General features: G+C 68.9%; 21 protein-coding genes. 15 read left to right on the forward strand and 6 right to left on the reverse strand.

What is annotated here, in order from left to right; genetic code table 11:
- Positions 1 to 157: 157 nt before the first annotated feature.
- The 8 genes from cpaB (at position 158) to ACW18B_RS07065 (ending at position 8,677) form a co-directional block, all read left to right on the forward strand.
- A complete protein-coding gene (gene cpaB, locus ACW18B_RS07030; RefSeq protein WP_492050685.1) occupies positions 158 to 1,057 on the forward strand; it encodes a Flp pilus assembly protein CpaB in 900 nt (299 codons plus the stop codon).
- An 11-nt stretch (positions 1,058 to 1,068) separates the two neighbouring features.
- Positions 1,069 to 2,694, forward strand: coding sequence for a type II and III secretion system protein family protein (locus ACW18B_RS07035; protein ID WP_492050686.1), 1,626 nt, complete (start codon positions 1,069 to 1,071; stop codon positions 2,692 to 2,694).
- 10 nt (positions 2,695 to 2,704) lie between these two features.
- The gene (locus ACW18B_RS07040; protein ID WP_492050688.1) at positions 2,705 to 3,412 is read left to right on the forward strand and encodes a CpaD family pilus assembly protein; all 708 of its coding nucleotides are present in this window, start codon (positions 2,705 to 2,707) and stop codon (positions 3,410 to 3,412) included.
- Entirely contained in the window at positions 3,412 to 4,968 is a 1,557-nt protein-coding gene (locus tag ACW18B_RS07045; protein ID WP_492050689.1) for a CpaE/TadZ family protein, read from the forward strand. Before ACW18B_RS07040 ends, ACW18B_RS07045 begins: the two co-directional genes overlap by 1 nt.
- 6 nt (positions 4,969 to 4,974) lie before the next feature.
- Positions 4,975 to 6,471, forward strand: coding sequence for a TadA family conjugal transfer-associated ATPase (locus tag ACW18B_RS07050; RefSeq protein WP_492050691.1), 1,497 nt, complete (start codon positions 4,975 to 4,977; stop codon positions 6,469 to 6,471).
- A 3-nt stretch (positions 6,472 to 6,474) separates the two neighbouring features.
- Entirely contained in the window at positions 6,475 to 7,449 is a 975-nt protein-coding gene (locus ACW18B_RS07055) for a type II secretion system F family protein (RefSeq protein ID WP_492050693.1), read from the forward strand.
- Positions 7,450 to 7,461: 12 nt separating this feature from the next.
- A complete protein-coding gene (locus ACW18B_RS07060; RefSeq protein ID WP_492050695.1) occupies positions 7,462 to 8,439 on the forward strand; it encodes a type II secretion system F family protein in 978 nt (325 codons plus the stop codon).
- Positions 8,440 to 8,509: 70 nt separating this feature from the next.
- Complete coding sequence (locus ACW18B_RS07065) at positions 8,510 to 8,677, forward strand: hypothetical protein (protein ID WP_492050696.1); 168 nt, start codon at positions 8,510 to 8,512, stop codon at positions 8,675 to 8,677.
- On the opposite strand, the gene ACW18B_RS07070 is transcribed toward ACW18B_RS07065, so the two are convergent.
- Complete coding sequence (locus ACW18B_RS07070; RefSeq protein ID WP_492050698.1) at positions 8,674 to 9,492, reverse strand: tetratricopeptide repeat protein; 819 nt, start codon at positions 9,490 to 9,492, stop codon at positions 8,674 to 8,676. The two genes, ACW18B_RS07065 and ACW18B_RS07070, sit on opposite strands and share 4 nt — an antisense overlap.
- Before the next feature lie 84 nt (positions 9,493 to 9,576).
- Here ACW18B_RS07070 and ACW18B_RS07075 point away from each other — a divergent pair, with 84 nt between their 5' ends.
- Positions 9,577 to 10,980, forward strand: a complete 1,404-nt coding sequence (locus ACW18B_RS07075; protein ID WP_492050699.1) for a leucyl aminopeptidase family protein — start codon at positions 9,577 to 9,579, stop codon at positions 10,978 to 10,980.
- The gene (locus ACW18B_RS07080) at positions 10,977 to 11,813 is read left to right on the forward strand and encodes a C40 family peptidase (protein WP_492050701.1); all 837 of its coding nucleotides are present in this window, start codon (positions 10,977 to 10,979) and stop codon (positions 11,811 to 11,813) included. The genes ACW18B_RS07075 and ACW18B_RS07080 overlap by 4 nt, the downstream gene beginning before the upstream one ends.
- Positions 11,814 to 12,142: 329 nt before the next feature.
- Here the strand turns inward: ACW18B_RS07080 and ACW18B_RS07085 are convergent, their stop codons facing one another.
- Positions 12,143 to 12,796: a c-type cytochrome gene (locus ACW18B_RS07085; protein ID WP_492050703.1), complete on the reverse strand. Its 654-nt coding sequence runs from the start codon at positions 12,794 to 12,796 to the stop codon at positions 12,143 to 12,145.
- A gap of 144 nt (positions 12,797 to 12,940) precedes the next feature.
- Here ACW18B_RS07085 and ACW18B_RS07090 point away from each other — a divergent pair, with 144 nt between their 5' ends.
- From ACW18B_RS07090 to ACW18B_RS07100, 3 genes are all read left to right on the forward strand, one after another.
- Complete coding sequence (locus tag ACW18B_RS07090; RefSeq protein WP_492050705.1) at positions 12,941 to 13,678, forward strand: 3-deoxy-manno-octulosonate cytidylyltransferase; 738 nt, start codon at positions 12,941 to 12,943, stop codon at positions 13,676 to 13,678.
- The gene (locus ACW18B_RS07095; protein WP_492050706.1) at positions 13,675 to 14,523 is read left to right on the forward strand and encodes a prephenate dehydratase; all 849 of its coding nucleotides are present in this window, start codon (positions 13,675 to 13,677) and stop codon (positions 14,521 to 14,523) included. The genes ACW18B_RS07090 and ACW18B_RS07095 overlap by 4 nt, the downstream gene beginning before the upstream one ends.
- Before the next feature lie 264 nt (positions 14,524 to 14,787).
- Positions 14,788 to 15,204, forward strand: a complete 417-nt coding sequence (locus ACW18B_RS07100) for an MAPEG family protein (RefSeq protein WP_492050707.1) — start codon at positions 14,788 to 14,790, stop codon at positions 15,202 to 15,204.
- Positions 15,205 to 15,317: 113 nt separating this feature from the next.
- On the opposite strand, the gene nadC is transcribed toward ACW18B_RS07100, so the two are convergent.
- From nadC to ACW18B_RS07120, 4 genes are all read right to left on the reverse strand, one after another.
- Positions 15,318 to 16,169 carry a carboxylating nicotinate-nucleotide diphosphorylase gene (gene nadC, locus ACW18B_RS07105; protein ID WP_492050708.1) on the reverse strand — a complete coding sequence of 284 codons (852 nt, stop codon included), beginning with the start codon at positions 16,167 to 16,169 and terminating at the stop codon, positions 15,318 to 15,320.
- Entirely contained in the window at positions 16,166 to 17,698 is a 1,533-nt protein-coding gene (locus ACW18B_RS07110) for an L-aspartate oxidase (protein WP_492050709.1), read from the reverse strand. The genes nadC and ACW18B_RS07110 overlap by 4 nt, the downstream gene beginning before the upstream one ends.
- 157 nt (positions 17,699 to 17,855) lie before the next feature.
- Positions 17,856 to 18,953 (reverse strand): quinolinate synthase NadA, encoded by a 1,098-nt coding sequence (gene nadA / locus ACW18B_RS07115; RefSeq protein WP_492051640.1) that lies wholly within the window; start codon positions 18,951 to 18,953, stop codon positions 17,856 to 17,858.
- A gap of 173 nt (positions 18,954 to 19,126) precedes the next feature.
- Positions 19,127 to 21,388 (reverse strand): PAS domain-containing protein, encoded by a 2,262-nt coding sequence (locus tag ACW18B_RS07120; RefSeq protein ID WP_492050711.1) that lies wholly within the window; start codon positions 21,386 to 21,388, stop codon positions 19,127 to 19,129.
- 196 nt (positions 21,389 to 21,584) lie between these two features.
- Between ACW18B_RS07120 and ACW18B_RS07125 the strand changes: the two genes are divergently transcribed.
- Both ACW18B_RS07125 and ACW18B_RS07130 read left to right on the forward strand, forming a co-directional pair.
- Positions 21,585 to 22,064, forward strand: a complete 480-nt coding sequence (locus ACW18B_RS07125) for a Dps family protein (RefSeq protein ID WP_492050713.1) — start codon at positions 21,585 to 21,587, stop codon at positions 22,062 to 22,064.
- A 6-nt stretch (positions 22,065 to 22,070) separates the two neighbouring features.
- Positions 22,071 to 23,312: a cell wall hydrolase gene (locus ACW18B_RS07130; protein WP_492050715.1), complete on the forward strand. Its 1,242-nt coding sequence runs from the start codon at positions 22,071 to 22,073 to the stop codon at positions 23,310 to 23,312.
- Positions 23,313 to 23,390 lie beyond the last annotated feature (78 nt).

Raw genomic sequence — 23,390 nt, forward strand, 5'->3', positions numbered from 1 at the left:
ATCGCCGGTGTTCGCGACGCAAAACTTTAGCCGGTGTTAACCAAGCTCAAGCGACCATGAGGGCGGCCAGAAAGGCTGTCTGACGAATCGCGCGCCGCCCGGAAGGGCCAAGGCGAGCAAAACATCGCTTCTCGTCGCGAAAGCCTGTGACCACGTAATGAATCCTGTCCGCCTCATGATCGTCCTGATCGCTGCTGTTTCCGCCATCGGCCTGGCCGTGGTGATGCAGCGCGCGCTGGGCGGCAAGCCCGCCGCCGCGCCGTCGGTCATGGTCGCCCCGGTCGCGGGCAAGCCCATGACCCAGGTCCTGGTCGCCAAGCGCGATCTGGCCATCGGCGTCCGCCTGACGGGTGACGATGTCGCCTGGCAGGCCTGGCCGAGCGAAGCTGTGAACGCGGCCTTCATCACCAATGGCGCGGCCTCGCCCGAAGTGCAGGGCGCGGCCAAGGCGAGCGCCGCCATGGCCAGCGTCGCCAATGGCATGATCGGCGGCGTTGATCCGGCCAAGGCCGTCGAGGGCGCGATTGTGCGCGACCCGATCCTGACCGGCGAACCCATCACCCCGCGTAAGATCGTCCGCGGCGGCGACGGCGGCTATCTGTCGGTCGTGCTGTCGCCCGGCAAGCGGGCCATGGCGGTGCCCGTCACATCGGAGACCGCCGTCGGCGGCTTCATTCTGCCCGGCGACCGGGTGGATGTTCTGGAAACCCGCGACGCGCCCTTGCGCGACGGTGACGGCGGCATGGGCAAGGTGACCATCGCCGAAACCATCCTGCAGAACGTCCGCGTCCTGGCCCTGGATCAGACCACGGCGGCCGACAAGGACGCCAAGTCCATCGTGGCGTCCACCGCCACCCTCGAGGTCGGCCCCGCCGATGCGGAAATCCTGACCAGGGCCAAGGCCGCCGGCCCGGTCACCCTGGCCCTGCGCGCCTATACCGACCTGGGCGGCCCCTCCGGCGCCGTCGGCGGTCGGGCTGCTCGCAACACGCAGGACGACACGGTCATTCGCGTCAATCGCGGCGGCCAGACCACCAATGTCGCGGTGCGCCCATGAGGGGCTCGAACATGATCCGTCGTCTCGTCACCGCCCATGTCGCGGGTCTGCTGGCTCTCAGCCCGGTGGCGCCGGCCCTGGCCGACGGCCCCGTCGGCGGGTCGCATACCTATCGCGCCCCGCCCCGGGCGGTGCGTCCGCCGCAGCCGGTCACCGTCGCCCCGATCGCGCCGCCGGCCGAACAGGTGCTGAGCATCGACCTGACCGCCGGCGCCGGGGCCCGCGTCCTGGACCTGCCGCTGGGCAAGTCGGCGATCATCGAATTGCCGGCCGACGTGCGCGACTTGCTGGTGACCAATCCTCTGGTGGCCGACGCCGTGCTGCGCAGCCCGCGCCGGATCTATGTGCTGGGCCTGACCTCGGGCACGACCGACGCGGTGTTCTTCGACGAGGCCGGCCGCAAGATCCTGCAGCTGAACATCCGCGTCGCCCAGGACACCGGCCTGCTGTCCTCGACCTTGCGCAATGTGCTGCCGACGGGGACCATCCAGGTGTCGCCGCTGAAGGACAGTGTGATCCTGAGCGGCGTCGTGATGAACGCCGCGGACTCCGAGAAAGCCTCGCGGATCGCCGCCCAGTTCGTGACCTCGCCCGAAAAGGTGCTGAACATGCTCAGCATCGCCGGCAAGGATCAGGTGATGCTGCAGGTCCGCATCGTCGAGGTGCAGCGCAATGTCATCAAGCAGCTGGGCGTTGATCTGAACGCCGTGCTGGGCCAGCTGGGCGAGACCCAGTACAGCTTCGGCCTGTCGCCGACGTTCGGCGTCAATGGCAGCCTGCTGGGCGGTGTCACGGGCGGCTACTCGACGGACACCACCCAGCAACCGACCATGGTGATCCCTTGCGGCGCGGGCGTGACGGGCACCTGCTACGGCGTCGTGCGCGACACTAGCGTCTATTCCAACGGCGACACCGCCACCATCAAGGAAACCGCCGGCAGCGCGGGCCTGAACTCGGCCAAGGGCATGATCCAGGCCTTTGAACGCGTGGGTCTGGTCCGCACCCTGGCCGAACCCAACCTGACGGTGCTGTCGGGCGAGTCGGGCACCTTCCTGGCCGGCGGCGAATTCCCGGTGCCCACCGGAACCGACACCACGGGCAAGGTCAGCATCGAGTTCAAACCCTACGGCGTGGGCCTGGGCTATACGCCGGTCGTGCTGTCGGGCGGACGCATCTCGCTGAAGCTGTCGACCGAGGTGTCCGAGCTCTCCAGTCTGGGGGCCTATTCGATCACCAGCGGGTCCAGCACCCTGACCGTGCCGGGCCTGTCCGTGCGCCGGGCCGAGACCACGGTGGAGCTGCCCTCGGGCGGATCGCTGATGATCGCCGGGCTTCTGCAGCAGACCACCAAGGAAACCATCGACTCGATCCCGGGCATGACCAACATGCCGGTGCTGGGCGCGTTGTTCCGGTCGCGCGACTATCTGAACGGCGAGACCGAGCTGGTGATCATCATCACCCCCTATATCGTCGACCCGACGCGGCCGCAGAACCTGCAGACTCCGGCGGACGGCCTGCGGATCGCGGGCGACATGAGCACGGTCCTGCTGGGCCGATTGAACCAGGTGGTCAAGGCGCCGGCCGGCGCCAATACGGGGCGCGCCTATCAGGGCCCCGTCGGCTATGTGATCGAGTGAGGACGCGGACATGACCCCGCAAACCCTGCAGCGTCTTCTGAAGACCAGTCTGATCGGCGCCGTGCTGATCGGCCTGTCGGCCTGCGCCGGCGGCGCCGTCGATCCGCCGGTCGCCACGCCGGTCTCGCGCACCGACACCGAAAAGTGGCGCGACCAGATCAAGGTCGATGGTCGCGTCGACGAAATCCAGCTGGCGGTCCACGCCCAGGGCCTGTCGCCCAACCAGGATCAGGCGTTGTCGGCCCTGGCCGGCCGCTGGCTGTCGGCCCAGGCCCGCGAGATCGTGATCAGCGCGCCCCTGGGCGGCGACAACCCTTCGGCGGCGGGCGGCATGGCGATGCAGGTTCGCGATCGGCTGACCTTCTATGGCGCGCCCCCGACCCTGGTTCGGGTGGTCGGCTACGACGCCGGCGGTCAGGCCGCCGCGCCGCTGCGCGTGGGTTTTGAGGTCTTTGTCGCCGAGGCGCCCAATTGCGGGGCCTGGGAAAACCTCACTGCGACCCGCAAGAATGAGGCCTATGGCAATTTCGGATGCGCCCTGGCCGCCAATCTGGCCGCCCAGATCGCCAATCCTGAAGACCTTGTGCGCCCCCGCGACACCACACCGATGGACGCCGGCCGCCGCGACACCGTCATGGGCAAGTATCGCAAGGGCGAGGTCACATCCTCGGCCAAGGATGACCAGGCCAAGGGCTCGATCTCCAAGGCGATCGACTGATGGCGCGTCAACCGACTGAGCATGACCCGTTCGATATGGGGTTCGAGGCCGATGACGAGTTCACCTCGGCGGGTTCCGATCCCTGGCGCTCGTCCGCTCCGGCCCTGACCCCGACCATCGGCGGCGCCGACGATCCCTTCGCCGCCTTCCCACCGGCCCGGCCGCGCGAGGAACGGGCCGCGCCGAGCGAGGATCCGTTCGCCGCGCCCGCCGCCGCCCGGCAGGCCCAGGCCCAGGCCCAGGCCGCTGCGCGCGCTGCGCCCCCGCCGCCGAGCCGGCCCGCCGCCGCCCAACCTGCCCCGCAGCCAGCGCCGGAGGCGGGTGATCACGACGGTCTGACCGGCAGCGACGCCGCCCTCGGCGAAATGGCCGTGCCGCGCATCAGCATTCACGCCTTCTGCGTGCGGCCTGAAACCGCGCGGATGATCGAGCACGCCGCCGCCGACCGTCGGATGGCCCGGGCCTCGACCACCGTGCGCGACGGCGGGCTCGACGCGGCTGTCGACCTCTATCAGAACCAGCCCACGCCCTCGCTGGTGCTGGTCGAAAGCCATGACGGGCCCCAGCGCCTGCTGCACCTGCTGGACGCCCTGGCCCAGGTCTGCGACCCGGGCACCAAGGTGGTGGTCATCGGTCAGGCCAATGACATCGCCCTCTATCGCGAACTGATGCGGCGCGGGGTCAGCGAATATCTGACCCAGCCGCTGGGGCCGCTGCAGGTGATCCGGGCGGTCTCGGGCCTGTATTCCGACCCCTCCGCGCCCTTTGTCGGCCGGCAGGTGGCCTTTGTCGGCGCCAAGGGCGGGGTAGGGGCCTCGACCCTGGCCCACAACTTCGCCTGGTCGATGGCCGAGCGCATGCAGAGCGCCACGGTGATCGTCGATCTGGATCTGCCGTTCGGCACCGCCGGCCTCGACTTCAACCAGGATCCGCTGCAGGGCGTGATCGACGCCCTGACCCAGCCCGAGCGTCTGGATCCGGTGCTGATGGACCGGATGATGGTGCGCTGTGGCGATCGTCTGTCGCTGTTCGCCGCCCCGGCCACCCTGGACCAGGACTACGACATCAGCGCCGAGGCCTATGAAGAGGTCACCCAGAAGATCCGCGGCGCCGCGCCGTTCGTGGTGCTGGATCTGCCGCACAGCTGGGCCGCCTGGACGCGCCGCGTGCTGATCGGCTCGGATGATCTGGTGGTGGTCGCCACGCCGGATCTCGCCAGCCTGCGCAACGCCAAGAACATCGTCGACATGGTGCGTCAGGCCCGTCCCAACGACGCCCCGCCGCGCCTGGTGCTCAACCAGGTGGGCGTGCCCGGCCGGCCCGAGATCCCGGTCAAGGATTTCGGCGAGGCTCTGGGCGTGACCGCCTCCCTGGTCCTGCCCTTCGATCCCAAGTCGTTCGGCCAGGCCGCCAATAACGGCCAGATGGTCGCCGAGGTCGCGCCCAAGTCGAAGGCCGCCGAGGGCATTGATCACCTGGCCCAGCTGATCAGCCGCCGCGAGCCGCCGCCGGTTCAGAAGGGCTCGATGCTGTCTGGCCTGTTCAGGAAGAAATAGCGACGGATGTTCGGTAAGCGCGATCAGAACCCTGTTGTCGACCGTCAGGCGCCGCCGCCGGCGCCCGCCGACGGCTCGGCGATCGCCACGCGTCCGCAGCGGGTCGATCCGGCCTCGGAGCCGCGCCCGGCGCCGTCGCCCAAGGTCGCCGCGCCCAAGCAGACGCCCGGTCTGGACCAGTTGCGCGCCGCCCAGGGCGTCACGCCGACCACCCAGGTCGTCCGTGAGCAGAGCGACTATTACCACGCCACCAAGACCACGATCTTCAACGCGCTGCTCAACACCATCGACCTGTCCCAGCTGGCCCAGCTGGACCTGAAGGCGGCGGCCGAGGAGATCCGCGACATCGTCGCCGAGCTGGTGGCGATCAAGAACGTCTCGATGTCGGTGTCCGAGCAGGAACACCTGGTCCAGGACATCATCAATGACGTCCTCGGCTATGGCCCGCTGGAGCCGCTGCTGGCCCGCGACGACATCGCCGACATCATGGTCAACGGCGCCCACCGGGTATTCATCGAAGTCGGCGGCAAGGTCCAGCTGACCAATGTGCGCTTCCGCGACAATCTGCAGCTGATGAACATCTGCCAGCGGATCGTCAGCCAGGTCGGCCGCCGGGTCGATGAAAGCAGCCCGATCTGCGACGCCCGCCTGCCCGACGGCAGCCGCGTCAATGTCATCGCTCCGCCCCTGGCTCTGGATGGTCCCACCCTGACCATCCGGAAGTTCAAGAAGGACAAGCTGACCATGAAGAACCTGGTGGACTACAAGTCCATCAGCGCCGAGGGCGCGCGGGTTCTGGGGGTCATCGGCGCCTGCCGCTGCAATATCGTGATCTCCGGCGGTACGGGCTCGGGCAAGACCACCCTGCTCAATACCCTGACCGCTTTCATCGATCCCACCGAGCGGGTGGTGACCTGCGAGGACGCCGCCGAACTGCAGCTGCAGCAACCGCACGTGGTGCGTCTGGAAACCCGGCCGGCCAATCTGGAAGGCTCCGGCGCGGTGACCATGCGCGACCTGGTCAAGAACTGTCTGCGGATGCGGCCTGAGCGGATCATCGTCGGCGAAGTCCGCGGCCCGGAAGCCTTCGACCTGCTGCAGGCCATGAACACCGGCCACGACGGCTCGATGGGCACCCTGCACGCCAACAGCCCGCGCGAGGCGATCAGCCGGATCGAGAGCATGATCACCATGGGCGGCTATGGCCTGCCGTCCAAGACCATCAAGGAGATGATCGTCGGCTCGGTCGACGTGGTCATCCAGGCCGCCCGTCTGCGCGACGGCACCCGTCGCATCACCCACATCACCGAGGTGGTCGGGCTGGAAGGCGACGTGATCGTCACCCAGGACCTGTTCGTCTACGAGATCACCGGCGAGGACGCCGACGGCAATGTGATCGGCAAGCACCGCTCGACCGGCATCGCCCGTCCCCGGTTCTGGGACCGCGCCCGCTATTACGGCCTGGAGCGCGAGCTGGCCGAAGCCCTCGACGCGGCGGAATAGCCGATGCTGTTCGTGATCGCCGGCATATTGGGCTTCATCACCATCGCCGGGCTGGGCTTCGCCTTCGCGGGCGGCGACCAGACGGCGGCGCGCACGGCCAAGCGGACCCAGGCGATCATGGGCGGTCCCCGCGCCGACAGCGCCCGCGCCAAGGCGGTGGCCAATACGCCCGACGCCCGCCGCAAGCAGATCCTCAAGACCCTGAAGGAACAGGATCGCAAACAGAAGAAGGCCTCGCTGAGCCTCGTCGCCCGCCTGCGCGCCGCCGGCCTGGGCGAAAACGTCAGGATGTTCTGGATCATCAGCGGCGTCGTCGGTCTGACGATCGGCGTCTTGCCGCTGGCGTTGGGCCAATCGCCGCTGATCGCCCTGGGCGCGGCCTTCGCGGCGGGCTTTGGCCTGCCGCGCTGGGTGGTGGGCATGATGGCGACAGCGCGAACCAAGAAGTTCACTGAAGCCTTTTCCGACGCCATCGACATCATCGTGCGCGGCATCAAGTCGGGCCTGCCGGTCCATGACTGCCTGAAGATCATCGGCAAGGAATGCCCCGAGCCCCTGGCCGGCGAGTTCCGCATGCTGACCGAGAATGTCGGCATGGGCATGCCGATGGACGCCGCCCTGGAGCGCATGTACGAGCGCATGCCCACCAACGAACTGCGCTTCTTCGCCATCGTGCTGTCGATCCAGGCCAAGACCGGCGGCAATCTGGCCGAGGCCCTGGGCAATCTGTCGACCGTACTGCGGGCCCGCAAGCTGATGGGCGAGAAGATCAAGGCGCTGTCGGCCGAGGCCGTGGCCTCGGCCTTCATCATCGGCGCCCTGCCGCCCGGCGTGGTGCTGCTGATCACCGTCACAGCGCCGGCCTATATGCAGCCGCTGTTCACCGACCCGCGCGGCCACCTGATGCTGCTGGTTGGCGGCGTCTGGATGAGCATCGGCATCTTCGTGATGCGCAAGATGATCAACTTCAAGTTCTAGGGGAGGGCGCGCATGAACATCATCGACGCCCTGACCGATCCGTCGAACCTGCTGACCGGCTTCATCGCTCTGGTGGTGTTCGCCACGATCATCACACTGGTTTCACCGGTGCTCAGCAACAAGGGTCTGGAAGGCCGCCTCAATTCGGTGGCCAATCGCCGCGAGGAGCTGCGTCGCCGCTCGCGCGAAGCCATCGCCCACAAGGGTGGCGGCACCCTGCGGCACGCCGACGAGGGGGTCTACAAGACCATCGTCGATCGCCTGCAGCTGTCGCGCCTGCTGGAGGACCCCAAGGTCGTCGACAAGCTGGCCCAGGCGGGTTTCCGGGGTCCGCAGCCCGTCTCGACCTTCTATTTCTTCCGCTTCGTGATGCCGTTCGTCTTCGCCGTGGTCACGGCCTTCTACATCTATGTCATCAATGACTTCGGCCTGCTGGACATGCAGAAGCTGTGCGTCTGGGTGGCGGCCCTGGCCATCGGCTACTACGCGCCCAACGTCTATATCAGCAACATCGCCCAGAAGCGTCGCGAGTCGATCGTCGCGGCCTTCCCCGACTCGCTGGACCTGCTGCTGATCTGCGTCGAAAGCGGCATGTCGATCGAGGCGGCGATCCAGAAGGTGGGGGCCGAGGTCGGCTCCAGCTCGATGGAGCTGGCCGAGGAACTGAGCCTGCTGACCGCCGAGCTGTCCTACCTGCCCGATCGTCGCCTGGCCTATGAGGGCCTGGCCCGCCGCACCAACCATCCGGGCATCCGTTCGGTGGCGACGGCGATGATCCAGGCCGAACGCTATGGCACGCCTCTGGGCGGCGCCCTGCGGGTGATGGCCAAGGAAAACCGCGAGCTGCGTCTGTCGGCCGCCGAGAAGAAGGCCGCGGCCCTGCCGGCCCAGCTGACCGTGCCGATGATCCTGTTCTTCCTGCCGGTGCTGTTCGTGGTGATCCTGGGTCCGGCGATCATCAAGATCCAGGACGTGATGAGCAAGCAGTAGGCGTCCCACAACCTCCGGCGCCGATCTTGAAGATGCTTACCCAGAGGTTACTCATTCTGGGACAGTGGGCATGGACGAGGATTTTGCGCGCGATGAGACGGGCAGCGCCGCGATCGAGACGGCCCTGCTGCTGTCGCTGGTCGCCACCCTGGTGTTTGTGCTGCGTTCGGCTCTGGTCGGGCCGTTGCTTCAGAAGTTCGTGGTCGCCGCCAATGTCCTGTCCAAGGCTTTGAGCTAGCTGCCGGCCTTCAGGGCTTCCCAGGAGCGGGGATTGACGGCGCTGGGCCCTTGGCCCGTGGCGGCGCGCAACCAGGCCAGGTTGTTGGCCACCGATTCCGGCGGCAGGTCCTGGCGGGCCAGTTTCTCGGCCTCGCCCAGCCGGCCTTGCAGGCCGATGACCAGGGCCAGGTTCTGGCGGATCTGGATGGTCGCCGAGGGCAGGGCCACGGCGCGGCGCAGCTGGGCCTCGGCCCCGGCCAGATCGCCCTTCGCGGCCAGATGCATGGCGTAGTTGGCGTTGGGCGCCGCCTCATTGGGCGCCAGGGCTATGGCCTTGAGGTGGGCCTGGGTCGCCTCGTCGTCGCGCTGGGCCTGCTCATAGGCGACGCCCAGCAGGGATTCCGGCCGCCAGTCCCTGGGGGCCAGGGCGGCGGCGTGACGGGCCGGCTCGATGGCGTAAAAGCCCTGGCCGCGGGCGATCTGGGCCCGGGCCGCTTCCAGCAGGCCGTCGATATTGTCGGGCGAGACCAGCAGAACCTTGGTCGTGGTGGCGATGGCGTCGTCATAGCGGCCCAGGGCGCGCAGGGCCTGGGCCAGGCCGACCCCGGCCTCGGCGTCGCGACCATCGGCCTCGAACTCCGATCCCCAGAAGGCGGCGCGGGCCAGAGGGTCGGCGCGGCGGGCCTCGGCGCGCTGGGCCGGCGTGGCCTTGCGCGGCGCGGTCTGGGCGCCGGCGACGGCCGGGCTGGACGCCTCGGCGGCCTGGGCCAGCGGGGCCGCCAGCAGCAGGGCGGGGGCGAGAAGGGTTGCGAGGCGCGTGAGCTTGCGACACATGGAAGGCGAGACTCCGGACGGTTCGCGCATCCTCGCCGCGCGCCCCTCAAGGAATCGTTAAGCATAATTTCGAAGGGCCGCGACATGTTGGACACCCATCACATCCTGCCGTCCGAGACGGAAACCGCGATCCCGGTCCATCCCCTGTTCGAGGCCGAGCTGGAGGCCTATCTGGCGGCGCGGCGGCCGTCAGCCCGCGCCTTCGCCGGCCAGGCGCAGTTCAAGGCCAAGGCCGGCCAGATTCTGGTTCTGCCGACGGCCAGTGGCGAGATCGAGCGGGTGTTGATGGGGCTGGGCGGCCACACGACGGTGGATCCGGGCCTGTTCCGCGGCCTGGCCGCCAAGCTGCCGGCCGGCGACTATCGCCTGGCCCGCCTGCCGCGTGGCCTGGACGCCCAGGAAGCGACCCTGGCCTTTGCCCTGGGCCTCTATCGCTTTGACCGCTATCGCAAGCGCACCGCCGAAGCTGGCCCCCGCCTGATCGCGCCCAAGGGCGTCGACCTCCAGGCCCTGCTGGCGATCAGCCACGCCTGCGCCCTGGCCCGCGACATGGTCAACACCCCGGCCAATGACATGGGCCCGCTGCAGATCGAGACCATCGCCCGCGAGATCGCCGAGCAACACGGCGCGACGATCTCGGTGATCACCGGCGATGACCTGCTGGAGCAGAACTATCCGGCCGTCCACGCCGTGGGCCGCGCCGCCGTCCCGCATCGCGCCCCGCGGATGATCGAGATCCAGTGGGGCGACCCTTCGCATCCCGTGCTGGCCCTGGTCGGCAAGGGCGTGGTGTTCGACACCGGCGGCCTGGACATCAAGCCCTCGGCCGGCATGCGGCTGATGAAGAAGGACATGGGCGGCGCCGCCCACGCCCTGGCCCTGGCGCGGATGGTGATGAGCGCGAAATTGCCGGTCCGTCTGGTGGTTCTGACCCCGGTGGTCGAGAACGCCATCAGCGGCGACGCCATGCGGCCTGGCGACGTGCTGCAGACCCGCGCGGGCCTGACGGTCGAGGTGGGCAACACCGACGCCGAGGGCCGGCTGATCCTCGCCGACGCCCTGACCCGCGCCGCCGAGCACAAGCCGGTCCTGACCCTGGACCTGGCCACCCTGACTGGCGCGGCCCGGGTGGCCATGGGGCCGTTCGTGATCCCGTTCTGGACCCCCGACGACAAGCTGGCCCAGCAGATCGAGGCGGCGTCGAAGACCACCTTCGATCCCCTGTGGCGGCTGCCCCTGTGGGACGGCTATCGCGAGGCGATCGACAGCGACATCGCCGACCTGAAGAACGATCCCGATGGCTGGGCCCAGGCCGGCGCGACCACGGCCGCCCTGTTCCTGCAGCGGTTCGCGCCCACCGAGGGCAGCTGGGCCCATTTCGACGTCTATGCCTGGAACCCCAAGAGCCGGCCGGGCCATCCGACCGGTGGCGAGGCCCAGGCCATCCGGGCGCTGTTTGCGATGCTCAAGAGCCGGTTCGCCGCATGAGCGCCCCCGATCGTCGTCTGACCCTGACGCGCGACGGCGTGGCCGACCAGCGCCTGGAGGGCCTGGTCGCCGCCGAGCGCTATCCCACCGTCGTCGCCATGCGGGTCGTCGTTCCTGTCGCGGCCCTTCGCAAGGCGCCCGAGCCCGAGGCGGAGCAGGAAGATCAGCTGCTGTTTGGCGAACGCTTCGATGTCCTGTTCGAGGACGGCGACTTCGCGTTCGGCCAGGCCCGGCGCGACGGCTATGTGGGCTATGTGCTGCGCGAGGCCCTGTCGCCGCCCATGCTGGCCCCCAGCCATCGGGTGGCGGCGATCCGCACCTACGCCTTCAGTCAGCCCGACATCAAGTCGGCGATTGTGGGCCTCTTTAGCCTCAACGCCCTGGTCACGGTCGAGGCGCAGGAGGACCGGTTCGTGAAGGCGGCCCGCTCGGGCTGGATCATCGCGGCTCATCTGGGCGCGATCGGCACGGGCGAGACCGACTATGTCGCCGTCGCCCAGCGCTTCCTGGGCGCGCCCTATCAGTGGGGCGGCCGCGAATCCGTGGGCCTGGACTGTTCGGCCCTGGTCCAGCAGTCGCTGGCGGCCTGCAACCGTGCCTGCCCGCGCGACACCGATCAGCAGCGGGCGTTCTTCCCGGAAATCGCCGAATCGGAGCGCCGTCGCGGCGACCTGGTGTTCTGGCCGGGCCACGTGGCCATCCTGCTGGACACCGACACCATCCTGCACGCCAACGCTCACCACATGATGGTGGCGGTGGAGCCCCTGGAGCAGGCCATCGCCCGCATTGCAGCGGCCGGCCTCGGCGCGCCGTTGGGCTATCGGCGGGTGTGAAAAAGATCCCCGCGGAGGAGAGCTGCGCCTAAGCGAGATGGGCGGGTTCAAGCCTCTGCGGGGCTTCAAAAATCTCGCCTTCCTGGGCCTTGTGCCCAGGACCCATGCTGGGGCAGGCCGTGATTGCGGTCTTAGTCGCGGCTGAACGGCCCGGAACACAGACCCAAACTCGCATCGACGGCGCCATGGGTCCTGGGCACAAGGCCCAGGAAGGCTACTTTTTGCGCCTGATCCCTGGGCGATTGCCCCCGCCTGCGGGGGCGAGATCAAAACAATAGGGCCGCGAAGCGAACTTCGCGGCCCTGATGTTCAGTGCGGTTGAAAACCGGTCAGTGCGCGGCGGCCGGAGCCGGCGCCGGAGCGGCGGCGGCGTCAGCGGCGGGAGCCGCCGCGCCTTCGGCGGCCGGAGCCGCTTCGGCGGGCGCGCCGGCCGGCTTGGGGGCCGGCACCGGCAGGGTCGAGCCCAAGGTGTGCAGATAGGCGATCAGGGCGACGCGATCTTCCGGCTTCTTCAGACCGATGAAGCTCATATTGGTGCCCGGAATGTACTTCCCCGGAGCCTTGAGGAATTCGTACATGTGGTCGTAGTCCCACTGCGCGTTCTTGGCGCCGAATTCGGTCATGGCCGCCGAATAGGCGAAGCCCGGGTGAGCGCCCGGCTTGCGGCCCTCAACGCCATAGAGGCCCGGACCGATACCGTTGGCGCCCGAGGGATCCAGCTTGTGGCAGGCCTGGCACTTGGCCGAGATGGCCTGGCCCGCAGCGATATTGGCCGGAAGCAGCAGGGCCGTGCCCCAGTCGGGCGCGACTTCCACGGCCGCGGCGGCGCCGCCGGCTGTGGGTTCCTCGACCGCGATCTCGTAGCCGGCCTTTTCGAGTTCGGGCTTTTCAAACATCACGGTCGATGCTTCACGCAGACCGAAAATGATCAGGCCGGTCAGCAGCACGCCGCCAGCAATCTTGTTGAACGTCAGGTCGCTCATCTCAGCCTTGTCAGCCTCTTACCGGGCCGCCTGGGGCGGCGCCAAACACCACGGCGGGGAATCCCCCACGCGCGCCTCTTGTTGCGCTCGCGTCTCTTACACGCTACCGCCCCTCGCGCAACCGGGCAGGAGCGATTTGAGATCATGAACCCCATTGTCCTGATCCCCGCCCGCATGGCGGCGGCCCGTCTGCCCAACAAGCCGCTGGCCGATATTGGCGGGCTTCCGATGATTGTCCGGGTGCTGAACCAGGCTTTGAAGGCCGATATTGGTCCTGTGGCCGTGGCGGCGGGCGATATCGAGATCGTCGAGGCCGTACGTGCGGCAGGTGGTCGCGCCGTGCTGACCGATCCGGCCTTGCCGTCGGGCTCGGACCGAATCCTCGCCGCCCTGGCTGACCTGGATCCCCATTTCGAGCACGATGTGGTCATCAACCTGCAGGGCGACATGCCGTTCGTGGATCCGGCCGTGCTGAGCGCCTGCGCCGGTCTGCTGGATGATTTCGGCGATTGCGACATCGCCACCGTCGTCGCGACCGAGGCCTCGATCGCCGATCGCAGCAATGTCGACGTGGTCAAGGCCGTGCTGGCCATGGAGGACGACGGCCTCAGTGGCCGGGCCCTCTATTTCACCCGCTCCACCCTCTTTGGCGACGGCCCGATCTGGCGCCATATCGGCCTTTATGGCTATCGCCGCGAGGCGCTGGAGGCGTTCACCGCCGCGCCGCCTTCGGCGCTGGAAAAGCGCGAAAAGCTCGAGCAACTTCGCGCCATGGAGCTGGGCATGACCATCCGCGCCGCCGTGGCCGCCGAGGCCCCGATCTCCGTCGACAATCCGTCCGATCTCGAAGCCGCCCGTCTCCAGGCTGGAAAACAAGCATGAGCATCCTCAAGAAGATCGCCTTCCAGGGCGAACCCGGCGCCAACAGCCATGAGGCCTGCCGCACCTTCTTTCCCGACTATGAGGCCTATCCCTGCGCGACCTTCGAAGAGGCGTTTGAGGCGATCAAGACCGGCGTCTGCGTCCTGGGCATGATCCCGATCGAGAACTCGATCGCCGGCCGCGTCGCTGACGTCCACCACCTGCTGCCGGCCGCGGGCCTGAAGATCATCGGTGAGCTGTTCAAGCCGATCCGCTTCCAGCTGATGGCCAATGCGGGCGTCAAGCTGGCCGACATCAAGGTGGTGGCCTCGATGCCGATCGCCCTGGCCCAGTGCCGCAACAGCCTGCGCAGGCTGGGCGTGACCACCGAGGCGGCCGGCGACACCGCCGGCGCGGCCAAGGCCCTGGCGCTCAAGCCCGACCCGACGCGCGGCGCCGTGGCCCCGGCCCTGGCCGCCGAGATCTATGGTCTGGACATCCTGGCCAGCGACATTGAGGACGAGCGCCACAACACCACCCGCTTCCTGGTGATGACCGCCGATCCCAACCCGCCGGCGCCGGCCTTCACCCATCGCTGCGTGACCAGCTTCGTGTTCAAGGTGCGCAACCTGCCGGCCGCCCTCTACAAGGCCATGGGCGGGTTCGCGACCAACGGCGTCAACATGACCAAGCTGGAAAGCTACATGGAGAACGGCGCCTTCACGGCCACCTTCTTCTACGCCGAGGTCGACGGCCGCCCTGAGGACCGCAACCTGGCCCTGGCCTTCGATGAGCTGAAGTTCTTCTCCGAGACCTTCGAGATCCTCGGTGTCTATCCGGCCGACCCGTTCCGGGACCGGACGTAGGGGGTCGATCTCCAACATTTAACGAGAGCTCGCCTTCCCAGGCCTTGTGCCTGGGATCCAGGGCGGCCGGGACTTCCGAGCGACGTGAGTGTTCCTGGCCCTTCAACCGCGCCAATCTCTCTCGTCTGCGCCTGCCTCAAACAGAGGGCCCTGGCGCAAGGCCTGGGAAGGCGGGCTGTGTTTGCCCCAACGTCAGGCTTCGCAATAACGTCGTTCTGCGTCTAACCTCCCCGAACAACAAAACGTCCGGGGAGGGACGCACCGATGAATACCCTGATCGCGCCGGTGATGGCGCTGGTGGCCTGGTCGCTGGTGATCTGGCTGGTGATGTATGTCCGCCGGATCCCGGCCATGGCCAAGGCCGGCGTCAAGCCGCAGGACGCGGCCTTTCCGGGCTCGCTGGACATCCTGCCGGCCGGCGCGCGCCAGGCGGCCGACAACTACAACCATCTGATGGAGCAGCCGACCATCTTCTACGCCGCCGCCCTGGCGATCAGCGTGGCGGGTCATGGCGACGATCTGGCGATGACGCTGGCCTGGGCCTATGTCGGCCTTCGGGTGCTGCACAGCCTGGTGCAGGCGACGGTCAACATCGTCAATCTGCGCTTCCTGCTGTTCGCGACCTCGACCCTCGCCCTGGCGTGGATGGTGGTGCGGGAGTGTTTGCGGATCTTTGCCTAAACGCCGCTCATCCCCGCGAAAGCGGGGACCTAAGCTGAGCTCGTGAACAAGAGCTGTGCATAGCGAACCTCCTGAACCTGCTTGGGTCCCCGCTTTCGCGGGGATGAGCGGGTTTAGGGGACCGCGTCCAGCCCGATATCCAGAACCGCCGCCGAGTGGGTCAGGGCTCCGACGCTGATCACATCGACGCCCGTCTGCGCGATGGCCCGCACCGTGGTCAGATTGACCCCGCCAGAGGCCTCCAGCACCGCCCGGCCCTTGGCCAGGGCGACGGCGGTGCGCAGGTCATCGAGGCTGAAATTGTCCAGCATCACCACGTCCGGGCCATGCTTCAGCGCGTCTTCCAGCTGATCCAGGCCGTCGACCTCGACCTCGACCTTCACGAGATGGCCGGCGAAGGCGCGGGCCCGGCGGACGGCTTCGCCGACCCCGCCGCAGGCGGCGACGTGGTTGTCCTTGATCAGGATGGCGTCATCCAGGCCAAAGCGGTGATTGATCCCGCCGCCGCAGCGCACGGCGTATTTCTCCAGCGCCCGCAGGCCCGGCGTGGTCTTGCGGGTGTCGACAATCACCGCGCCCGTGCCCTCGACCAGGCGCACATAGGCCCGGGTCAGGGTGGCGATCCCCGACAGCCGGCCCAGCAGGTTCAGCCCCACCCGTTCGGCGGCCAGCACGGCGCGGGCGTTACCTTCCGCACGGGCCAGCACAGTTCCCGGCGCGCAGTCGACGCCGTCGGGCGTGACGACTTCGAAGGTCGCCGCCGGGTCCATCGCCGCGAGGGCCAGGCGCGGGCAGGAAACTCCAGAAACCCTCCCATCCTGCCGGCTGACATAAGCCACCGACAGCCGCGCATCCGGATCGATACAGGCCTGACCGGTGATGTCGCCGGCCCGGCCCAGATCCTCGGCGAGGGCGGCTTCGATCAGGGGGCGAATGAGCAGGTCGGGGAGGGGCGAAAGGATCATTCGGCGGCGTAGCGGACGGCGGCGCCCGCACTCTCAAGGGTGACGAAGGTGCGCACGCCGAGCGCGTCGGTGGCCGGGAAGTCGGACCGGCAGTGGCCGCCCCGGCTCTCATGGCGGGCCAGGGCGGCCTCGACGATCAGGCGGGCGGCGATCAGGGTGGGGCAGGGGCCGTGCAGGGCTTCCAGGGCCGCGACTTGGCCTTGCAGTCGGGTCAGGCCGCCGGCGTCGCGGATGACCCCGGCGTCGCGGCTCATGGCCTGGCGCAGGGTCTGCAGGGCGCTCTCAGGCAGGTCGGGCAGCGCCTCGTGCGCCACCGGCGCGCCGCGGTCGTGGGTTTCCGACGCCGCCGCACGGCCGGCCCGGGCCCCGAACACGGCCGCTTCGAGCAGGGAGTTGGAGGCCAGGCGGTTGGCGCCCTGCACCCCGGTCGCGGCGCATTCGCCGGCGGCGTAGAGGCCAGGCAGGGAGGCGCGGCCCTCAAGGTCGGTGGCGACCCCGCCCATGTGATAGTGCACCGCCGGAACCACCGGGATCATGGCGCGGCGCGGATCGACGCCGCCGCTCATGCAGGCCTCGAACACGGCGGGGAATTCGGTCGGGAAATGCGCCCCGACCACGACCGTGGCGTCCAGGAAGGCGCCGCGACCGGCCTCGCGCTCGGCATGGATGGCGCGGGCCACCACGTCGCGCGGGGCCAGTTCCATCGCCGGGTGGTAGTCGGCCATGAAGGCGCGGCCATCCGCATTGCGCAGGATCGCGCCCTCGCCGCGCAGGGCCTCGGTGGCCAGGGGCGCGGGATCGCGGCCGATGTCGATGGCCGTGGGGTGGAACTGCACGAACTCGGGATCGGCGATCACCGCCCCGGCCAGGGCGGCCAGGCCCAGGCCTTCCCCGCGCACCTCCCGGGGCGTGGTGGTGACGGCGTAGAGGCCGCCGACGCCGCCGGTGGCCAGGATCACGGCGGGCGCGATGATCTCGACCAGCGCGCCGTCGATCTGCGCCAGAACCCCCACGACGCGGCCGGTGGCGTCTTGCAGCAGCCGGCGGGCGCGGGCGTTTTCGCGGATCTCGATCGACGGTTCAGCGCGTACGGCGGCGATGACGGCGGCCATGATCGCCGCCCCCGCCCCGTCGCCGCCTACGCGAGCGACGCGGGCCCGCGAGTGGGCGGCTTCCAGGCTGAGCACGAAATCGCCGCCGGGCTTGCGGTCGAAGGGCGCGCCCAGGGCGGCCAGGGCGCGCACGGCGTCGGGACCTTCGGTGGTCAGCAGGGCCACGGCCTGGGGATCGCAAAGACCCGCGCCGGCCGCCATCGTGTCCGCGGCGTGCAGTTCAGGCGCGTCCTGCGCCGACAGCGCCGCCGCCATGCCGCCCTGGGCCCAGGCGCTGGAGCAGCCGGTCGCCAGCGGCGTCGGCGACAGCACCAGCGCCTTGCCGGCGGTTCCGTCCACCGCAGCGAGGGCGGCGCTGAGGCCGGCCAGACCGGCCCCGAGGATCACGGGGCCGTCGAAGGTGAGGCGGTCGGTCATTTCACACTCCACTCCCTTCCCCCTGGATGGGGGAAGGGCCGGGGATGGGGGTGAACGCGAAGCGTTCAGCCATCGGCGAAAGGCGGGCGGGGCGGGCGTGGCTGAACCTCAGCATCACCCCCATCCCAACCCTTCCCCCATCGAGGGGGAAGGGCTTTTAGATCAGGTCCACATCCACGTGATGCCGGGCTTTCACCAGGTCGTAGCGGGCGGGAACCCGGGGCGGCGGCAGGTCGATCATCCGCTGTACGGCCAGGCGGGCGCGGTCGGCGATGGCGGGATCCACCGTCACCTCGAACTGCTCGTTGACCAGGGCGTCGTGGATGTTCTGCAGGGTGATGCGCTTCATGTGCGGGCACAGGTTGCAGGGGCCGATGAACTGGGTGCCCGGCGACTCCGCCTGAACGTTGGAGGCCATCGAGCACTCGGTGATCAGCACCACCTGCTTGGGTTTGCGCAGGGCGACATAGTCGTTCATCGCGGCCGTCGAGCCGGCGAAGTCGGCGGCGTCGAGGATCTCGGTCGGGCATTCGGGGTGGGCCAGGATCTCGGCGCCGGGATAGGCCAGCCGCATCTCGGCGATGTCGGCGGCGGTAAAGCGCTCGTGCACCTCGCAGCGACCCTGCCAGGCGATGATCCTGACGTCGGTCTGGCGGGCCACATTGCGGGCCAGGAACTCGTCTGGGATCAGGATCACCTTGTCGACGCCCCATTCGCGGGCCGCCCATTCCACCACCTGCACCGCGTTGGCGCTGGTGCAGCAGATGTCGGTCTCGGCCTTCACCTCGGCGGTGGTGTTGACATAGGTGACCACCGGCACGCCGGGATAGCGGGCCTTGATCATCCGCACGTCGGCGCCGGTGATGGCCGAGGCCAGGCTGCAGCCGGCCTTCAGGTCGGGGATCAGCACGCGCTTGTCCGGCGCCAGCACCTTGCTGGTCTCGGCCATGAAGTGAACGCCGGCCTGGACGATGATCGCCGCGTCGCTGGCGGCCGCCTCGCGGGCCAGGCCCAGGCTGTCGCCGACGAAATCGCCCACCCCGTGGAAGATGTCGGGCGTCATGTAGTTGTGGGCCAGGATGACGGCGTTCTTCTCGCGCTTGATCCGGTTGATCGCGGCGATCAGCGGCGCCTGGAGGCGCCATTCCAGCGGCGTGACATGGTGCTTGACCTTGTCCCACACGGCGGCGGTTTCCGCCTCGATCTGTGCGGTGAAGTCCGCGGGGGTCTGGGTCGCGGCGAAACCGTCGGCCATCTGATCCTCACTTATGCTCAACATGAGCATTTCCTGGGTCTCAAAAAACGCCGGAGCAGAGGGATCCGTTCCGACGCCCCACTTATGCTGAAAGTGAGCATAAGTGACGAAAGACATATAGACCTTTGTGAAGGGATTGCAAAGGGTGTCGCTACGCCAACCGGGGACGAGCTCTAGCCCGCCCGCGCCGCGCTCAGCGCCCGCGCCAGGCTGTCCATGGAGAACGGCTTGTTCAGGAACGGCCAGGCGCCGGCCTCGGCGCGGGCCTGCTCGCCGCCGGTATAGCCTGAGCACAGCACCACCGGCAGGTCGGGCCGGGTCGCCGCCAGATGCTCGGCCAGGTCCACGCCGCTGCGGCCGCCGGGCATGATCACGTCGCTGAGCACCAGCTGGATGGCGGGGTCCTGTTCGAGCCGCTGGAGCGCGTCGGCGACATCGGCGGCCCGCACCGCCGTGTGGCCCAGATCGCCCAGCATGGCCCCGACCAGCTCGGCCACCTCGGCGTCGTCCTCGACCAGCAAGATCCGCGAGGGGATCTGGGCGGGCAGGTGCTCGACCGTCACGGCGTCGCCGGTCTCTGGCGCCTCGGCGATCGGCAGCAGCATGGTCACGCAGGCGCCCTGGCCCGGCTGGCTGACGATCTCCACCGAACCGCCGCTTTGCCGTGCGAAACCATAGACCTGGGACAGGCCCAGACCGGTGCCCTGACCGGTCGGCTTGGTGGTGAAGAAGGGCTCGACCGCCCGGGCGATGGTCTGGGCGTCCATGCCCGTTCCGGTGTCGCACACGGCGACGCGCAGATAGGCGCCGGGGGGCGCATCGCCCACCGGCTTGTCGAGGGTCACCGGACCGGTCTCGACAATCACCTCACCACCCGCCGGTGTGGCGTCGCGGGCGTTGACCACCAGGTTCAGCAGGGCCGCCGCGAACTGGCCGGAATCGATCAGGGCGTGGCGGGGCCCGCCGGCCAGCCGCAGCTGGAAACTATAGGAGTCGCCCAAGGCCCTCCGCAGCAGGTCCTCGTTGTCGATGATCAGCCGGTCGATGCGAGAGACTTCCGGCCGCAAGGGCTGGCGGCGCGCAAAGGCCAGCAGGTGCTGGGTCAGTTTCTCGCCCCGCTTGGCGGCGGACAGGGCGGCGGCGACCATCCGCTCGCGCCGGGCCAGGTCGTCGGGATGCCGATCCACCACGTCCAGCGCCCCGATGATCACCGTCAGCAGGTTGTTGAAGTCGTGGGCGACCCCGCCGGTCAGTTGGCCGATCGCCTCCAGTTTCTGGGACTGGAACAGCGCCGCCTGGGCTGCGTCGCGTTCGGCCAGGGCGGCCTGGACGCGCTCGGCCAGCAGGTCATTGACGCCCGCCAGATCGACCTGGGCCTGCTTGATGTCGGTGATGTCGAAGGCGATGCCGATCAGGCCGTCCATCGATCCGTCCGGGGCGAACCGTGGCTGCGAGAAGGATTTGAGCCACCGCATCACGTTGTCGGCGCGGCGATAGCGCGCCTCCAGGGTGAAGGGCTTGCCTGAGGACTCGCCGGCGATCTGGGCGGCCAGAATGTCGTCAAGATGCTCGGGGTCCAGCCGGGTGCGCCAGTCCAGGGTCAGGGTCTGCTCGTACGGCAGGCCGGCGAAGTCGACATAGGCCTTGTTGACGAACTCGCGCAGGCCGCCGGGCCGCGACACCCACATCAGGGCCGGGGCGCTGTCGGCCAGACTGCGAAACCGGGCCTCGCTCTCGCGCACCTGCTGCTCGGCGCGGCGGCGGTCGGTGATGTCGAAGTTGACGCCGACCATGCGTACGGCGCGGCCGGCCTCATTGCGCAGCATCCGGCTGCGGGCGTGGACCCAGCGCTCGCCCTGGCTCTGATCGGCCAGGCGGAACTCGACCTCGCACGCGTCGCCGGCCCGAACCGAGGCGCGGATGGTGTCGGTGACCATCTGGCGGTCGTCGGGATGGATCAGGGCGTTCATGCGCGGCCAATCGACCGGATCGTAGGGCGCAACGCCCAGGTTGCGTCGGGCGTCGAACGACAGGCTGAGGACGTCCCTGACGATGTCCCAGTCCCACGGGCCGACGCCGGCGGCGGATTGCGCGACCTGCAGGCGCAGTTCGGCGTCGTTCTGTTCGTGGCGGGCCCTGGCCAAGCCCTGGAGGGCGTCGCGCAGACCCTCGCAGACGGCGGCGGTGACGCCGCCGGAGACCAGGAAGATCACCAGGCTGGCGATCTCGTTTTCGGACAGAGCCCTGTCGTGGCGGCCCGCCCAAAGCCACGCCGCGAAGGCCGCGCCGCCGATGATCGGGGCCAGGCCCCACCGCCAGCCCGCATACAGCGTGACCAGCACAATGGCCGGGAAAAAGGATTGGGTCGCGCCGACCCCGTCGCTGAGGCCCAGCAAGGCGACGCGCATCAGAACGGCGGCGGCGATGGCGATCATCGTCGCGAGGACGCAACGCCAGGCGGGCGGTGGAACAGAGGGGATCAGCCAGGCGCTTATCACCCCGTAGAGGCGTCTGCGCTCCTCGGAATTCAAGACTGAGGGGTCCTGGCTCACCTTTGTCGCTCTCCGGCCAAACAAGGCTTGCCAAGAGCATGGACGAGCTTACCTAGAACAAGCAACACGGGAGATTATGATGGCTGTCGCGCCCAACACCGGACTGTCGGCTAAGCAACGTTCCGAGATCGCTTCGGGGCTGAACAAGGTGCTCGCCGACAGCTATGCGCTCTATCTGAAGACCCACGGCTATCACTGGAACGTGCGGGGGCCCAACTTCCAGTCGCTGCACGTCCTGCTGGAAGGTCAGTACACCGAGGAGTGGGCGGCTCTGGACACCATCGCCGAGCGCATCCGCGCCCTGGGTGAGTTGGCGCCGCAGGGCTATGCCGCCTTCGGCAACCTCTCCAGCATCAAGGACGGCGATCCCGAGCAGGACTGGGAAGCCATGCTCAAGGAGCTGAAGGCCGACAACGAGACGGTCATCGCCACCCTGCGCGCGGCTTTCCCGGCAGCCGATGAGGCCGGCGACGAGGCCACCGCCGACCTCTACACCCAGCGTCTTCAGGCCCACGAAAAACATGCCTGGATGCTCCGCGCGACCTTGGGCGGCAAATAAGACTTCGTGCCACTACCCAGCTCAACCGGCCTGGCCCGGGCCGTCGCAGGACTGATCGTCCTGGGCGGCCTTTCGGCCTGCGCGACCTATTATGTGCCCAGCGGCTATGGTCGCGAGGCCGGTCTGGCCCGGATTACGCGCGGCTTTTCCGACGCCGCCCTGACCCGCTATGTCGCCAATATGGATCCGGCCATGCTGGCCCTGGCGCGACGCCACGACCCGCGTCCGCACAAGGACTACTGGGGGCGGGTCGCCGGCTGGGAGCGGCTGGACCTGGCCGCCATCCCGCGCTTTTCGGACCTGACGCCGGGCTTCGACGACGCCCGCATCATCAACGCCCTGCGCCGTCCCGCGCCCCTGCCCATCGAGCCGGCGCGGCCGTTCGTGCTGAAGGCCTCGGCCACCGATCGGGTCAAGGCGCTGCGGTGCCTGGCCCAGGCGGTTTATTTTGAATCCGCCTATGAGCCGGTCGCCGGGCAGGAAGCCGTGGCCCAGACGGTGCTGAACCGCCTGCGTCACCCCGGCTATCCCAAGACGGTCTGCGGCGTGATCTATGAGGGCGCGGCGCGGGCCACCGGTTGCCAGTTCAGCTTCGCCTGCGACGGCTCCCTGGGCCGCGAACCCAACCCGGTGCTGTGGGCCACGGCGGAATCGGTGGCGCGGCGCGCCCTGAACGGCTTCGTCATGAAGGATGTCGGCGTCGCCACCCACTATCACGCCAGCTATGTGTCGCCCTATTGGGCCCCGACCCTGGTCAAGCTGCGGCAGGTGGGCCAGCACATCTTCTATCGCTGGACCGGGCCGTCGGGCACGCTGGCGGCGTTCAGGGGCAAGTATCGCGGCGGCGAGGACGTCACCGCCGACATCCTGCTGGCCGCCGACGCCCGCACCCTGGAAGCCGCGCCCGCCGAGGCCCGCGCCGCCGGCGCGGTGGTCAATACCGAGGTCCTGGCCCAAGCGCAGGCCGCGGGGCTGGTGCCCACCGTCATGCCGCCCGGCGCGCGTCTGGTCATGACCCCCGACGCCGGCGCGCCCGGCGGCGAGCGACTGAAGGTCGAGGGCATGGTCGCCGGTCGCCGTATCCCGACGCCCGAAGAGATCGCCCAGATCAACAAGGCGCTCGACAAGCTGGATGGCGCGGCCGCCGAGCCCGACAAGCCGCCGGTGGTCGAACCTCCCAAGCCGCCTCCGCCGCCGCCGCCCAAGCCGAAACCGCGCCCGCCCAGCCTGTTCAATCCGCTGAACTAGGGGGGGCTTTCCCGCACTTAGAAATCCGCGCCTCGGCGCGGGTGGCGGGTGGCGGGTGGCGGGTGGCGGGTGAGGGGT

Source organism: Caulobacter sp. FV2ps19 (assembly GCF_058681035.1).